General features: G+C 68.5%; 12 protein-coding genes. 8 read left to right on the top strand and 4 right to left on the bottom strand.

The window, feature by feature from the left end; all coding sequences use genetic code 11:
- The first annotated feature begins 1 nt into the window (after position 1).
- Together EB75_RS10005 and EB75_RS10000 are read left to right on the top strand one after the other, a co-directional pair.
- Positions 2-1114, top strand: a complete 1113-nt coding sequence (locus EB75_RS10005; protein ID WP_073695265.1) for a cystathionine gamma-lyase — start codon at positions 2-4, stop codon at positions 1112-1114.
- 28 nt (positions 1115-1142) lie between these two features.
- Positions 1143-2252, top strand: coding sequence for a D-alanine--D-alanine ligase family protein (locus EB75_RS10000; RefSeq protein WP_073695264.1), 1110 nt, complete (start codon positions 1143-1145; stop codon positions 2250-2252).
- Here the strand turns inward: EB75_RS10000 and EB75_RS09995 are convergent.
- Entirely contained in the window at positions 2249-2824 is a 576-nt protein-coding gene (locus EB75_RS09995) for a DUF3515 domain-containing protein (protein WP_073695263.1), read from the bottom strand. The two genes, EB75_RS10000 and EB75_RS09995, sit on opposite strands and share 4 nt — an antisense overlap.
- Positions 2825-2893: 69 nt before the next feature.
- On the opposite strand from EB75_RS09995, the gene EB75_RS09990 reads away from it, so the two are divergent.
- A complete protein-coding gene (locus EB75_RS09990; protein ID WP_073695262.1) occupies positions 2894-3856 on the top strand; it encodes a thiamine-phosphate kinase in 963 nt (320 codons plus the stop codon).
- A 9-nt stretch (positions 3857-3865) separates the two neighbouring features.
- A complete protein-coding gene (locus EB75_RS09985; protein WP_073695261.1) occupies positions 3866-4549 on the top strand; it encodes a uracil-DNA glycosylase in 684 nt (227 codons plus the stop codon).
- A 183-nt stretch (positions 4550-4732) separates the two neighbouring features.
- Here EB75_RS09985 and rpmB read toward each other — a convergent pair whose 3' ends face one another.
- A complete protein-coding gene (rpmB, locus tag EB75_RS09980) occupies positions 4733-4927 on the bottom strand; it encodes a 50S ribosomal protein L28 (protein WP_029105766.1) in 195 nt (64 codons plus the stop codon).
- 249 nt (positions 4928-5176) lie between these two features.
- On the opposite strand from rpmB, the gene EB75_RS09975 reads away from it, so the two are divergent.
- Genes EB75_RS09975 through EB75_RS09965 form a run of 3 tightly spaced genes read left to right on the top strand, consistent with a single transcriptional unit; the run spans position 5177 to position 9806 of the window.
- Positions 5177-6868 carry a DAK2 domain-containing protein gene (locus EB75_RS09975; RefSeq protein WP_073695260.1) on the top strand — a complete coding sequence of 564 codons (1692 nt, stop codon included), beginning with the start codon at positions 5177-5179 and terminating at the stop codon, positions 6866-6868.
- Positions 6869-6870: 2 nt separating this feature from the next.
- Positions 6871-9102: an ATP-dependent DNA helicase RecG gene (gene recG, locus EB75_RS09970; protein ID WP_073695259.1), complete on the top strand. Its 2232-nt coding sequence runs from the start codon at positions 6871-6873 to the stop codon at positions 9100-9102.
- Positions 9099-9806, top strand: coding sequence for an HNH endonuclease family protein (locus tag EB75_RS09965; protein WP_073695258.1), 708 nt, complete (start codon positions 9099-9101; stop codon positions 9804-9806). Before recG ends, EB75_RS09965 begins: the two co-directional genes overlap by 4 nt.
- Positions 9807-11227: 1421 nt before the next feature.
- On the opposite strand, the gene EB75_RS09960 is transcribed toward EB75_RS09965, so the two are convergent.
- Entirely contained in the window at positions 11228-12064 is an 837-nt protein-coding gene (locus EB75_RS09960; RefSeq protein ID WP_073695257.1) for an aldo/keto reductase, read from the bottom strand.
- A gap of 5 nt (positions 12065-12069) precedes the next feature.
- Positions 12070-12924 carry an aldo/keto reductase gene (locus EB75_RS09955; RefSeq protein ID WP_502689358.1) on the bottom strand — a complete coding sequence of 285 codons (855 nt, stop codon included), beginning with the start codon at positions 12922-12924 and terminating at the stop codon, positions 12070-12072.
- Between EB75_RS09955 and EB75_RS09950 the strand changes: the two genes are divergently transcribed.
- Positions 12917-14068: an alpha/beta hydrolase gene (locus tag EB75_RS09950; RefSeq protein WP_083612134.1), complete on the top strand. Its 1152-nt coding sequence runs from the start codon at positions 12917-12919 to the stop codon at positions 14066-14068. The two genes, EB75_RS09955 and EB75_RS09950, sit on opposite strands and share 8 nt — an antisense overlap.
- The last annotated feature ends 43 nt before the right edge of the window (positions 14069-14111 follow it).

The raw sequence follows: 14111 nt of genomic DNA, 5'->3' as shown, positions 1-14111 counted from the left end.
CGTGGACGGCCAGCTCGGCGATTCCACCCGTAGCGTCAAAGCGACTGCATCGAGGCGGGTTCCGGGGCAGCCGGTGGCGCCGCCCCCGGTTCCGGTGGCGGCCTATCACCTGTCCGACGACGAATCCGACGGTCTTGACTTCTACGGCCGCAACTCCAATCCGGCCTGGCGCCAACTGGAATCGGCCCTGGCGGAACTGGAGGGTGCCATCTCGGCGCTGGCGTTCTCGTCGGGGATGGCCGCCATTTCGTCGGCGCTGCGGGTACTGGCGACCCCCGGGACCACCCTGGTGGTCCCGGCCGACGGCTACTACCAGGTCCGTCGCTACGCGGCCGAGCATCTCGCCGGCCGCGGCGTCACCGTCATCGAGGCGACCGCAGCGGAAATCTGCGGTGCGGCCGAGCAACTTTCCCAGGCCGACGTCGTGGTCGCCGAATCTCCGGTCAATCCGACGCTGGACGTCGTCGACCTGCACCGGTTGTCCACCATCTGCCGGTCCCGCGGCGCGACCCTGGTGGTGGACAACACCGCCGCGACCCCGCTCGGTCAGCGTCCGCTCTCGCTCGGTGCCGATCTGGTGGTCGCCAGTGCGACCAAGGGACTGTCCGGGCACAGCGATCTGCTGGCGGGCTACGTCGCGGGGTGCCACCGGGAACTGATGGCAGCCATCGAACGGGAGCGGCTGCTGGCCGGGGCGATCCTCGGGCATTTCGAGGCCTGGCTGGCGCTACGCAGCCTCGGCACCGCCGGTCTGCGGTTCGAACGGCAATGTGGCAACGCCCTCGCTCTGGCCATGACGCTCGACGTCCACCCGGCGGTGCGGGCCGTGCGATATCCCGGGTTGCCGACCGATCCGGCGCATCCGGTGGCCCGGGACCAGATGCGACGCTTCGGCGGTCTGGTCGCGATCGAGCTGGCCGACGCCGATGCCGTCCGCGACCTGGTGAACGCCAGCGAGCTGCTGGTCGCCGCCACCAGTTTCGGCGGCATCCACACGTCGGTCGACAGGCGCGCACGCTGGGGCGATGCGGTGCCGCCGGGGTTTGCGCGGATATCGCTCGGTATCGAGGACACCGACGACCTACTGGCCGACATCACGGGTGCGCTCGGGTAGCCAGGTCGCCGGGTAGCCTCTCTAGGTTGTGACTGCCCCACAATCCTCAGCAGCCGCCGGCCGTACCCGGGTCGCCGTCGTGTACGGCGGACGCAGCTCGGAGCACGCCATCTCCTGTGTTTCGGCCGGGAGCATCCTGCGCAACCTGGATCCGGCCCGCTACGAGGTCGTCGCCGTCGGTATCACCCCCGAGGGTTCCTGGGTGCTCGGTGACGGCCGTCCGGAGACCCTCGCCATCACTGACGGGCAGCTGCCCGCCGTCACCGAGGCGTCCGGCACCGCGCTGACGCTGGCGGCCGATCCGAACCGTCGCGGTGAACTGCTGTCACTGCAGGACGGCGTCGCACAGGTCCTGACGGCAGTCGACGTCGTCTTCCCGGTGCTGCACGGCCCGTACGGCGAGGACGGCACCATCCAGGGCCTGCTGGAACTGGCGGGTGTGCCGTACGTCGGCGCGGGCGTGCTGGCCAGCGCGGCAGGCATGGACAAGGAATTCACCAAGAAGCTGCTGGCCGCCGACGGCCTGCCGATCGGCGACCAGGTGGTGCTGCGGCCGCGCGACGTGACGCTGAGCCTCGACGACCGGGAGCGCCTGGGGCTGCCGGTGTTCGTCAAGCCGGCCCGCGGCGGATCGTCCATCGGTGTGAGCCGGGTCGCGTCGTGGGACGAGCTCGATCAGGCCATCGCCTATGCGCGCCAACATGATCCGAAGGTGATCGTCGAAGCGGCGATGCCCGGCCGCGAAGTGGAGTGCGGGGTTCTGGAGTACCCGGATGGCCGCGTCGCAGCCAGCGAGCTGGGCGAGATCCGCGTCGGTGGCGGGTTCTACGACTTCGCCACCAAGTACCTCGAGGACGCCGCCGAGCTCGACGTGCCGGCCAAGGTCGATGACGAAACCGCCGACGAGATAAGGCAATTGGCCATCCGCGCCTTCAAGGCGCTGGACTGCCAGGGCCTGGCCCGCGTCGACTTCTTCCTGACCGAGAACGGGCCGGTGATCAACGAGATCAACACCATGCCCGGTTTCACCACCATCTCGATGTACCCGCAGATGTGGGCGGCCAGCGGGGTCGACTACGCCACGCTGCTCAGTGTCATGGTGGACACCGCGGTCAGCCGGGGGACCGGACTGCGTTAGCGGGCCGGCGCCGGGTCCAGCGGACGGGCCGGCATCACCTTTTCGATGAGTTCGGAGACGGTCTGGATCGGCGTCGGGCCCGAGCCCTGCGGCAGCGTCAGCGCGACGTAGGTGGCAGGCGTGCCGTGGTCGACGGCGTACCAGGTGCTGGCACCCGCTCCGCTGGCCTCGAACCACGACACCGCATTCACCATCTGCAGCGGTGCGCCGACCACGAAATCGTCGGGCCGCTCGACACCGCAGCGCAGCACCACTGCGTCGATACCGGTCGGACCCAGCCACGCGGCAGCGCCGGGCGGGGCGGGGTCGGCGAGCGTCGCCCGCCGGAAATCGCCCATGGTGTCCGGCAGTTCCGCCAACAGTGCGCGGCACGGCTGGCTGTCGGCCTGCGGCGCCGGAGCGCCGGCCAGCGGGAGGGCCACCGGCTTGTCGGCGGGCGCCTGGCGCAGTGCCGCATAGGCGAGCAGTCCGACGATCGCGGCGACCGCGACGACGATGGCCGCGATGATGGCGCCGCGGGGCGGGCCATCCAGATCGTCGGCCAGATCGCTCTGGTCACCGGTTCCGGTCATGACGGCAACTCTAGAGCGCCGGTTGCCCCGGGCGGCCGGCCGCCGCCATCCTGCATAGACTCCACCACCATGACCAGCGCTGAATCCGGGGAGACCCTGGCCGGACTCGGCGAGTTCGCGGTGATCGGGCGGCTGACCGCCCTGCGGACCCAGCCCGCCGAGGTCCTCGTCGGCCCGGGGGATGACGCCGCTCTGGTGACGGCCGCCGATGGCAGGGTCGTGGTGTCCACCGACATGCTGGTCGAGCACCGGCATTTCCGGCTGGACTGGTCCACGCCGCATGATGTGGGGCGCAAGGCAATTGCGCAGAATGCCGCGGACATCGAGGCCATGGGGGCCCGGGCGTACGCGTTCGTCGTCGGCTTCGGTGCGCCGCCCGCCACGGAGGCCGCGGACGCGCAGCTCCTGTCTGACGGAATGTGGTCGGAGGCAACGAGATTCGGTGCCGGCATCGTCGGCGGTGACCTGGTGGCCGCGCCGCAGTGGGTCATCTCGGTGACCGTCCTGGGCGACCTCGGCGGCCGTGCACCGGTACTGCTTTCTGGCGCGCAACCGGGCGACACCGTCGCAGTGGTCGGTGATCTGGGTTGGTCCGCCGCCGGATATGCGTTGTGGCACAACGGTATCCACGAGTTCGAGGAACTGCGTCGGCGGCACCTGGTGCCCCACGTGCAGTACGGGCAGGGGGCGGCCGCCGCAGCGGCGGGCGCCACCGCCCTGACAGACGTGTCCGACGGATTGGTCGCCGACCTAGGCCACATCGCGGACGCCTCCGGGGTGACGGTCGACCTGTCGCAGGGCGCGCTCGACGCCGACGTGGCCACGCTGACACCGGCGGCCGCGATGACAGGCGGCGACGCCCGCAGCTGGGTGCTCGGCGGCGGTGAGGACCACGTGCTGGTCGGAACCTTCAGCGGCGCACTGCCGGCGGGCTGGCGCGCCATCGGGACCGTGCTGCCCGGTGAGCCGCGCGTCACGGTCGACGGCGCGTCATGGCATGGAGTCGGCGGATGGGAATCGTTCGGTCAGTAGGGTACTGGCGTGACTGCCCGACCCCTGCGTGAACTGATCGACCCCGGCTGGGCCGCGGCCCTGGAACCCGTCGCCCCGCAAATCACCGCGATGGGCGAATTCCTGCGCGCCGAGAACGCGGCGGGCCACGGCTATCTGCCGGCCGGGGAGAACGTGTTGCGCGCCTTCACCTTCCCCTTCGACGAGGTGCGGGTGCTGATCGTCGGACAGGACCCCTATCCGACCCCCGGGCATGCCGTCGGACTGAGCTTCTCGGTGGCGCCCGACGTGCGGCCGCTGCCGCGCAGCCTGTCCAACATCTTCACCGAATACGCCGCCGACCTGGGCTACGAGCAGCCCAGCTGCGGCGACCTGAGCCCGTGGTCGAAGCAGGGCGTCATGATGCTGAACAGAGTCCTGACGGTCCGGCCCGGCAACCCGGCGTCGCACCGTGGAAAGGGCTGGGAGGCCGTCACCGAATGCGCCATCAAGGCGCTGATCGCGCGGCCGCAGCCGCTGGTGGCGGTGCTGTGGGGCCGGGATGCCCAGACCCTCAAGCCCATGCTCACGGGCGAACGGTGCGCGAGCATCGAGTCGGTGCACCCCTCACCGCTGTCGGCGTCCCGCGGGTTCTTCGGGTCCCGGCCGTTCAGCCGGGCCAACGAGCTGCTGAGCCGCCTCGGCGCCGAGCCCATCGACTGGCGCCTGCCCTAGCCGCTTTCCCGCGAGCGGGCGTGTCTGTACGGCGACACGCCGATTTTGGCGTGCACTTTGCGGCCGCTCACGCGCCTCGACATCGGGCTGAAGACACACGAAAGCGCTGCGCGGGATACGCGCAGCGCTCAGGTGTAAAGCTTCAGTTGTCGGCGGAATCAACCCGCCCGGCGGTAGCCGAAACTAGCCGCGGGTGACCTTGCCGGCCTTGAGGCAGGAGGTGCAGGCATTGACACGCTTGCGGTTGCCACCCGGACGGTCGACGGCACGCACGGTCTGGATGTTCGGATCCCAGCGGCGGTTGGTCCGACGGTGGGAGTGCGAGACGGACATGCCGAAGCCCGGTCCCTTTCCGCAGATGTCGCACACGGCGGCCATGAAGAACTCCTCGAAAATCAGTACTTGGGGTCTGAGTCCGACGGCCACAGAACTTGCGCGGCGCGAACAGACAACCTGACCAGGATACCGGGCGGCATGAGGATCACCAAAATGGGTCTGGTGGCGGGTGTTCCACGGGAGCTGGTCAGGAGATTTGTCGGGGCCAGTGGCTAGGCTGGCGGGGCACTGAGGGGACAGGGCGGGAGACTCTGCACAGGGGCGCACCCGGGCGAACGCGATGGAGGTCACATGTCAGTTGGCGTGGGCCGCACACCCCGTCCGCTGGATGGGCTCGCGCTACGTGACTGGGCTCACACTGCGGTTCTGCACCTGATCGCCCACACCGATGAGATCAACCGGCTGAACGTCTACCCGGTCGCCGATTCCGACACCGGCACCAACATGTTGTTCACCATGCGGGCGGCCGCCGCGCAGGCCGACGAGGCCGTGAAGACGGCAGGCAACGACGTGGTGGCGGTGTCGGCCGCGTTGTCGGCCGGGGCGCTGCACGGTGCCCGCGGGAACTCCGGGGTCATCCTGTCGCAGATCCTGCGTGGTGTCGCGGATGTCATGGCCGAGGCCGCACAGCAACGCGGCGGTGAGGACAGCGAGTGCGGTGAGATCACCGCACCGGTGTTCACGGCGGCCCTGCACCACGCCCAGGTGCTGGCGGTCGCATCGGTCGGGCAGACGGTGCCCGGAACCATCGTGTCGGTACTGCAGGCGGCCGCGCTGGAAGCCGAGAGCCTCAACGGGACCACTGACCTCGCGACCATGGCGGCTGCGGTCTCGGAGGCCGCCGCGGTGGCGCTCGAGCGCACCCCCGATCAACTGGACGTGCTTGCCGAAGCGGGTGTCGTCGATGCCGGCGGGCGCGGCCTGCTGGTCCTGCTCGACGCCCTGACCGCGACGTTGTCCGGCGCCAGCACCGCTCGTCCCCAGTACCAACCGGGTGTTGTGCACCCCCGCGCGGGCCACGACCATGATCATGACCACGGCCACCATGAAATCAATGGCGCACCACCGCAATTCGAGGTGATGTACCTGCTGGCCGACTGTCACCCGGACAGCGTCGAGGTGCTGCGTGCCCGGTTGCTCCGGCTGGGTGAGTCGGTGGCCATCGCCGCTGCGATCGCCGGCGTCCAGTACAGCGTGCACGTGCACGCCGACGATGCCGGAGCGGCCATCGAAGCCGCTCTCGATCTGGGCAGCGTCAGCAGGATTCAGGTCACCGCGCTGATCGGGGCCGCCGGTGCCCGGCCGTCCGGCGGCTGGAGCCGGGACCGTGCCGTGCTCGCCATCGTCGACGGCGACGGTGCGGGTGAGTTGTTCGGCGGCGAGGGTGCGTACGTACTGCGGCCTGTCGATGGCCAGCCGGTCAGCGCGCAGCAGTTCCTGGCCGGCCTGGTCGGCACAGGCGCGGCGCAGATCATGGTGCTGCCCAACGGTTTCCTGGCTGCAGAGGAATTGGTGGCCGGCTGCGCCACGGCGATCAGCTGGGGTATGGACGTGGTGCCGGTACCGGCCGGCTCCATGGTGCAGGGATTGGCGGCGCTGGCCGTGCACGATGCCACGCGGCAGGCCGTCGACGATGGTTACACCATGGCCCGTGCCGCGGCGGCCGCCCGGCACGGATCGGTGCGGATCGCCACCGAAGCAGCGTTGACCTGGGCCGGCCGGTGCCGTCCGGGCGACGGGTTGGGCATCGCTGGTGACGAGGTGCTGATCGTCGGCCACGATCTGGTCAGTGCCGCCAGCGGGCTGATCGACCTGCTGTTGTCGTCGGGCGGCGAGCTGGTGACGGTGTTGACCGGCGCCGGCGTCGACCCGCAGGTGGGCGTTGCGCTGGCCGAGCACGTGCGCCAGGAGCACCTGGCCGCCGAGTTGGTGACCTATCACACGGGCCACCGCGGGGACGCGCTGTTGATAGGGGTGGAGTAGCCGTGGAGGGGCGCGTCGCGCTGACGGATTCATTGCTGCACGTACTGGGTGCGAAATCTGCTGCGCCACTGGAGGAATTCCTCGGGATTCGCACCGTCAACGACCTACTGCGCCACTACCCGCGCAAGTACAGCCAGGGCATGACGGTGCTCGGAGAAGACACCGAGCTGCCCGCGGAAGGCGACCACGTCACGTTCGTCGACGTCATAACCAAGGCCGAGACGCGCTGGACCAACCGGGCGCCCAAACGCGAATACCTGGTGGTCACCCTGGGGAACCGCAATCCGAAGGTCACCGCGACGTTCTTCAACGCCAAGTTCCTGAAGAAATCCCTCGTCGAGGGTACTCGGGTGATGCTTTCGGGTGTTGTCGGATTCTATGGGCGCACAATGCAATTGACGCATCCCGCGCACCTGGTCCTCGGCTCCGCCGGGGGTCGCACGTTCGGTTCCCCGGCGCTGAAGAAGATCGCCGACGCCTCCGAGAAGATGCACGGCGAACTGCAGATGTCGGCGTTCGAGCGGGAGTTCTTCCCGATCTACTCGGCGTGCGCCAAGGTGCAGAGCTGGGACATCTACGCGTGCATCCTGCAGGTGCTCGCCGTGTTGGACCCGATCACCGACCCGCTGCCGAAATCGATTCTGGCGCAGCGGGGTCTGATCTCCGAGGACCAGGCGCTGCGCGACATCCACCTCGGTGAGCGTGAGGCGGATCGTGAACAGGCCAGGGAGCGGCTGACTTTCGATGAGGCCGCCGGGTTGCAGTGGGCGCTGGCCGCCCGCCGGCACGGCGCACAGTCACAATCGGGGCCGCCGGCGCTGCCGAGAGACGACGGTCTGGCGGCCGCGCTACGCGACCGGTTGCCGTTCGAATTGACTGCGGGCCAACGTGATGTGCTCGAGGTGCTCTCGGCCGAGCTGTCCGAGTCCCGGCCCATGAACCGGATGCTGCAGGGCGAGGTCGGCTCGGGCAAGACCATCGTCTCGGTGCTGGCCATGCTGCAGATGGTCGATGCCGGCTACCAGTGCGCACTGCTGGCGCCGACGGAAGTGCTCGCCGTGCAACACGCACGGTCGGTCCGCGACGTGCTGGGTCCGTTGGCCATGGCGGGTCAGCTCGGGGCGCCCGACGACGCGACATCGGTGGCACTGCTCACCGGATCCATGACGGCCGGGCAGAAGCGCCAGGTCCGTGAGGAGGTGTCCAGCGGCCGGGCCGGCATCGTCATCGGCACGCACGCCCTGCTGCAGGACGCCGTGGAGTTCGACCGGCTCGGCATGGTGGTGGTCGACGAGCAGCACCGGTTCGGTGTCGAGCAGCGAGATCGGTTGCGCGCCAAGGCTCCTGACGGTCTGACCCCGCACCTGCTGGTCATGACGGCCACCCCGATCCCGCGCACCGTGGCGCTGACGGTGTACGGCGATCTGGAGACCTCGACCATGCGCGAGCTGCCGCGGGGTCGGCAGCCCATCGACACCAAGACCATCTTCGTCAGCCAGAAACCGGCCTGGCTCGACCGCGCCTGGGCCCGCATCCGCGAAGAGGTCGCCGCCGGGCGGCAGGCCTACGTGGTGGCCTCGCGGATCGACGAGAACGACAAGACCAACGGCGAGAACAACCAGGCCGGCCCACCGCCGGTGACCGTCGTCGAGCTGTACAACAAGCTGAGCGCCGGGCCGCTGAAGGACCTCAAGCTGGGACTCATGCACGGCCGGCTGCCCGGCGACGAGAAGGACGCCATCATGTCCGCCTTCCGGGCCGGGCAGATCAACGTGCTGGTGTGCACCACAGTCATCGAGGTCGGCGTCGACGTGCCCAACTCGACGGTCATGGTGGTGATGGACGCGGACCGGTTCGGCATCAGCCAGCTGCACCAGCTGCGGGGCCGCATCGGCCGCGGTTCACACGCCAGTCTTTGCCTGCTCGCGACGAAGCTCCCCGAGGGCTCGAAGGCCGGTGCCCGGCTGCAGGCCGTTGCCGGCACGCTCGACGGTTTCGAGCTCGCCGACCTGGACCTGCAGGAGCGCCGCGAGGGAGATGTGCTGGGGCTCAACCAGTCCGGGCGGGCCGGCCATCTGCGGTTCCTGTCGCTGGCCGACCACCAGGAAGTCATCGAATCGGCCCGCGCGTTCTGTCAGGCGGCATATGCCGAGAATCCTGATGATCCTGGGATGTCCGCGCTGGCGGCCCAATTCGTCGATACCGAACGCGTCGAGTACCTGGACAAGGCGTGAAGCGCCTGCTGTGGCTGGTGGCTGCTGTGGTGTTGGCGGTGGTGGTGGCCATCCAGGTGGGCACGGCGGACGAACCCGCGGCCGTCGCCGACGGCCCCGACGGTGCCGTCGTACCGACCGTCGCACCTGGTACCGACATCCTGGCCGGCGTCGCCGTCATCCCGCGGCGGGTGCGGGACCCCAACTATCGGCGCGCGGCGTTCGGCGAACCCTGGACCGACGAGAGCTCGGCGCCCGACGGTCACAACGGCTGCGACACCCGCAACGACATCCTGAACCGCGACCTGACGGACAAGACCATCGTGTCGCTCAAACGCTGCCCGCAGGCCGTGAAGACCGGTGTGCTGCACGATCCGTACACCAACGAGACCATCGCGTTCACCCGCGGCAACCAGGTGGGTGCGTCGGTGCAGATCGATCACATCGTGCCGCTGGCGCTGGCCTGGGACCTGGGCGCCAAGGACTGGAATGACGAGCTTCGGCTCCGATTCGCCAATGACCCGGCGAATCTCCTTGCGGTGTCCGGGAAAACGAACCAGGACAAGGGCGACCAGCAGCCGTCGGACTGGATGCCGCCCAACCACGCGTTCTGGTGTCAGTACGCGGTGCAGTACATCGCCGTGCTGCGCGGTTACGGACTCCCGGTCGACGAGCCGTCGGTGCCGGTGCTCCGCGATGCGGCCGGCACCTGCCCGAAGGGCTGAAGCAAGTAGGCCACGTCAGCGAGATCCAATTCGCCGCTCGGAATGCTGATAGCAAACATCGAAAACGCTGTGTGGACGCTCGCCGTGCCGTAGCATCCAGCGGGTCGGGGCACCACCGCCAAAGGGGGCCGAATGACATCCTCCACCTGGGCGAATCGCCGCAACCTCGGTCGATCCCTCGCCGTCACCGCGGGTGTCGCCGCGCTCGCACTCGCGGGACTCGCGGGGCCAGCGGCAGCTAAGCCGTTCGACGATGAAGCCTTCGATAGGTGCGTCCTGGGCGAACTCGACAAGAACCCGGCAACCGACATCGACGTTCTCACCGAAGTCTGCTGTATAGAGGCGGGCGGAACCCCCACGAGCACGGGCACCGGTCAGCCAGGGAGCGTCCGTTGCCCTGCTGCGGAGGTGAAGAGTCCGAGCGGGCAGACCCCAGGAACCAAGGTGCCACCACCGGTTCAACAAGCTCCGCAGAACGGCCAGGGACCGACCGCCACAAAGCCGTCGCCGGGTGTCCCGACTGTTTCGCGACCGCCGGCCTCTCGTTAGGAGAACCACGATGACAGCCGCTTCGTCGACGAGGCCAGCCCATCCGCGCCGATTCGTATTCGGCGCCGCGTTCGTTGCCCTCGGTCTCGGCCTCAGTCCACCTGCTGTCGCCGATCCCAAGTGGGACGAAGGTGCATACGACAAATGCGTCGAGGTGAATTGGGATGGGGTGTCCGAACTGGGCGCCCAGGGGGCCATGCTGAATTGCTGCATCGTCACCGGTGGCAGCCTGATAACCAACCCCGACGGAAGCGTCGTTGGCTGCGAGGCGCCGAAGAGGGACGAGAGTCCGAACGGTCCACAAGGTAACACCGGGAAACCGAACCCGGTTCCGCCTCGAGCCCCACAGAGCGGCCGTGGCCCGACGGCCACGACCACTACGCCGGCACCATCTGTGGTTTCGCCCCCACCAGTATCCCGCTGAACCGAAGCAGTCCTAGAGATGAAGCGAGCATTGGCAATCGCTGTTGCGGCGACCGTGGCACTCACTGCTGCTGCGATGGCGACCGCAGAGCCGTTTGACGATTACCACTACCAACAGTGCCTGTCACGGCATCAGGCGCGGCCCGGTTTCACCAACGAGTACTGGCAGCAGAGGTGTTGCGTAGATGCCGGCGGCACTTTGCAATTCAGCCCTGACTTTGGCGCGTACACGGGTTGCGGCGGTGCGACGAACGACCCCAAACAACGACCCGAGTCGCCAGGCGAGGCCGTGAACCCGGGTCTCGGTCCGACCTAGGTGCGGGCCGGCGACCTGGGCGCCAAGGACTGGAACGACGAGCTTCGGCTCCGATTTGCCAATGACCCGGCGAATCTCCTTGCGGTGCTGCGCGGCTCGCCCCGGGAGTCAACTGGTGAGTAGTCGCGAAAGGTCAGATACCCGTGTAGGTGGCGGGGTCCGGCCGGTAGCGGGTGCCGTCGTCGAGTCCGTTCAGCGCATCCATGTGCTCGGCGGCCAGTTCGAAGCCGAACACGTCGAGGTTCTCGGCGATGCGCTCCGGCGACGACGAGCGGGGGATGACCGAGTTGCCCAGCTGCAGGCTCCACCGGATCAGCACCTGGGCCGGGGTCTTGCCGTACTCGCCGGCGATCGACGTCACCGTCGGGTTGCTCAGGAGCGCGCCGACACCCAGCGGGCTGTAGGCCTGCGTGACGATGCCGCGCTCGGCGTGCACCGCGCGCAGCGCGGCCTGGTTGAGCAGCGGGTGCAGCTCGATCTGGTTGACGACGGGGCTGACGTAGCTCAGGTCGATGATGGTCGACAGGTCCTCGTCGGAGAAGTTGCAGACGCCGATGGACTTGGCGCTGCCGTCGTTGTGCACCTTGATCAGGGCGCCCCAGCTGTCCACGTACTTGCTGATGTCGCCGGCCGGCCAGTGGATCATGTACAGGTCCACGTACTCCAGGCCGAGCTTCTCCAGGCTGACCTTGATGGCGTCCTGGCCGGCCTGGAAGCCCTGGTCGGCGTTGGCGAGCTTGGTGGTGACGAAGATCTCGGCGCGCGGGATGCCCGACGCGGCGATCGCGCGCCCGACGGCTTCCTCGTTGCCGTAGACGGCCGCGGTGTCGATCAGCCGGACGCCCATCTCGAGCGCGGCCGAGACGGCGCGCTCGGTGTCGGCGTCCGACAACTCAGCCACGCCGAGGCCGAGCGCCGGAATCGTGTTGTCGTCGTGGAGCGCCAGATTGGGAATCTCTGCGGAGGCCATGTCACCTACCCTGTGAAGTTGAATGTTCGTGGGTCGGGGCCCAGCCGGGTGCCGTTGTCGAGGGTCGCGATGGACGCAAGGTCCGCTTCGCTCAACTCGAAATCAAACACGTCGAAGTTGCTCGCAATCCGCTCTGGGTTCACCGATTTCGGGATGACGATATTACCCAGCTGGATATGCCACCTAATCAACACCTGGGCTGGCGTTTTTCCGTGTCGCTCCGCGATGGCGGTGACGATCGGGTCCGTAAGCAAGGAACCCTGCCCCAGCGGGCTCCACGCTTCGGTGGCGATGCCGTACCGGGCGTGGGTCTCGCGCAGCTCCGCCTGCGGCAGGCGCGGATGCAGCTCGATCTGGTTCACCGCGGGCACGATCCCGGTGGCGTCGATCAGCAGCTTGAGGTGCTCTGGCTCGAAGTTGCTGACGCCGATCGCGCGGATGCGGCCCTGGTCGCGCAGGTGGGCGAACGCCTTGAAGGTGTCGACGAACAGGTTCTGCGCGGGCGTCGGCCAGTGGATCAGATAGAGGTCGAGGTAGTCGAGCCCCAACTGCTCCATGCTGGCGTCGAACGCGGCGAGGGTCTTCTCGTAGCCCTGTTCGGAGTTCCACAGCTTGGTGGTGACGTAGACCTCTTCACGCGGGATGCCGGAGCCGACGACGGCCCGCCCGACTCCGGCTTCGTTGCCGTAAGCCGCCGCAGTGTCGATATGGCGATATCCGGCGTGCAATGCTGCACTGACGGCGCGTTCGGTGTCCTCGGCCGGTGTCTGCCACACCCCGAGCCCGACCACAGGGATCGACGTACCGTCGTTGAGCGTCAGTGTTGGACTCGGAGCACCTGAAGGATCAGCCATGACCATGAGCATGCCAGGCGATGCTGAGCTGTCGGCAGCGACGACCGATGCCGAACTCGTCGTCCGGCCGGAGCATCCGACGGCGGGCCGGCCCAGCCGGCTGAAGCTGGCGGTGATGGGCAGAGTCGGCGGTGTCGCCCTGCGCGTGCTGCCGAAAATCCCCGATCGAGTGAAGCGCGTGCTGCTCGGCGGCCGTCGGGTCACCATCGACGGCAACACCCTGGACACCACCCTGCAGCTGATGCTGACGGCGCAGAACGCCGCCCGCGCCGGCGGCCTGGTCGCCAGCAGTGACGTCACGGTGGCACGGAGCGAGATCACGAAACTCTCGCAGTATCTGGACCCGGGCATCGCCGTAACGACGACCGACATCACCGTTCCCGGTCCGGCCGGCCCCCTGCGTGCCCGGCACTACCAGCCCGACGGCACCGGCACTGCGCCGCTGCTGGTGTTCTTCCACGGCGGTGGGTTCGTGGTCGGTGGCATCGAGTCGCACGACGGGCCGTGCCGCCAGATCTGCCGTGACGCCGGGGTCCACGTCGTGTCCGTCGAGTACCGTCTCGCGCCCGAACACCCGGCTCCCGCGGCCGCCGACGACTGCTACGCCACATATCTGTGGTGTGTGGAGAACGCTGCCCGGTTGGGAGCCGATCCATCGAAGATCGCGGTCGGCGGCGACAGTGCCGGCGGCAACCTGGCGGCTGTGGTGTCCCAGATGGCCCGGGACAGGCACGCACCGCTGCCGGCGCTGCAGCTGCTGCTCTATCCCGTGACCAACTTCGCCGGCGACACCAGGTCCAAGGTGCTGTTCGCCGAGGGGTACTTCCTCAGCAAGATCGACATGGACTGGTTCCGCGCCAACTACCTGGCCGAATCGGCACTCGATCCCGCAGACCCGCGGGTGTCGCCGCTGTTGGCCGAGGACCTGTCGGGTCTGCCGCCGGCGCTGGTCCTCACCGGCGGTTTCGATCCGCTGCGCGACGAGGGCGATGCCTACGCCGTGGCGCTGGCCGCCGCGGGAGTTCCGGTCGATCACCGCACGTACGGCTCGCTGGTACATGCCTTCGCCAATTTCTTCCCCTTGGGCGGGGACAGTGCCACTGCGTGCGCGGACTACATCTCCGCGTTTCGGGCGCACCTCACCCGCTGAGACACCCGTCCGGCAGGCTTCGGACAGGCATCCGCGACGGCGT

The organism is Mycobacterium sp. ST-F2 (assembly GCF_001905655.1).
Classification (GTDB): Bacteria; Actinomycetota; Actinomycetes; order Mycobacteriales; family Mycobacteriaceae; genus Mycobacterium.
The sequence above is the reverse complement of the archived record's forward strand: the minus strand, read 5'-3'. Positions and strand labels throughout refer to the sequence as shown.

Bases quoted from the DNA above. Each gene is read 5' to 3' on its own strand.
- EB75_RS09955 (WP_502689358.1), bottom strand. From the start codon at position 12,924: ATGGTCATGGCTGATCCTTCAGGTGCTCCGAGTCCAACACTGACGCTC.
- EB75_RS09990 (WP_073695262.1), top strand. From the start codon at position 2,894: ATGACCAGCGCTGAATCCGGGGAGACCCTGGCCGGACTCGGCGAGTTC.
- EB75_RS09960 (WP_073695257.1), bottom strand. From the start codon at position 12,064: ATGGCCTCCGCAGAGATTCCCAATCTGGCGCTCCACGACGACAACACG.
- EB75_RS09950 (WP_083612134.1), top strand. From the start codon at position 12,917: ATGACCATGAGCATGCCAGGCGATGCTGAGCTGTCGGCAGCGACGACC.
- EB75_RS09995 (WP_073695263.1), bottom strand. From the start codon at position 2,824: ATGACCGGAACCGGTGACCAGAGCGATCTGGCCGACGATCTGGATGGC.
- EB75_RS09975 (WP_073695260.1), top strand. From the start codon at position 5,177: ATGTCAGTTGGCGTGGGCCGCACACCCCGTCCGCTGGATGGGCTCGCG.
- rpmB (WP_029105766.1), bottom strand. From the start codon at position 4,927: ATGGCCGCCGTGTGCGACATCTGCGGAAAGGGACCGGGCTTCGGCATG.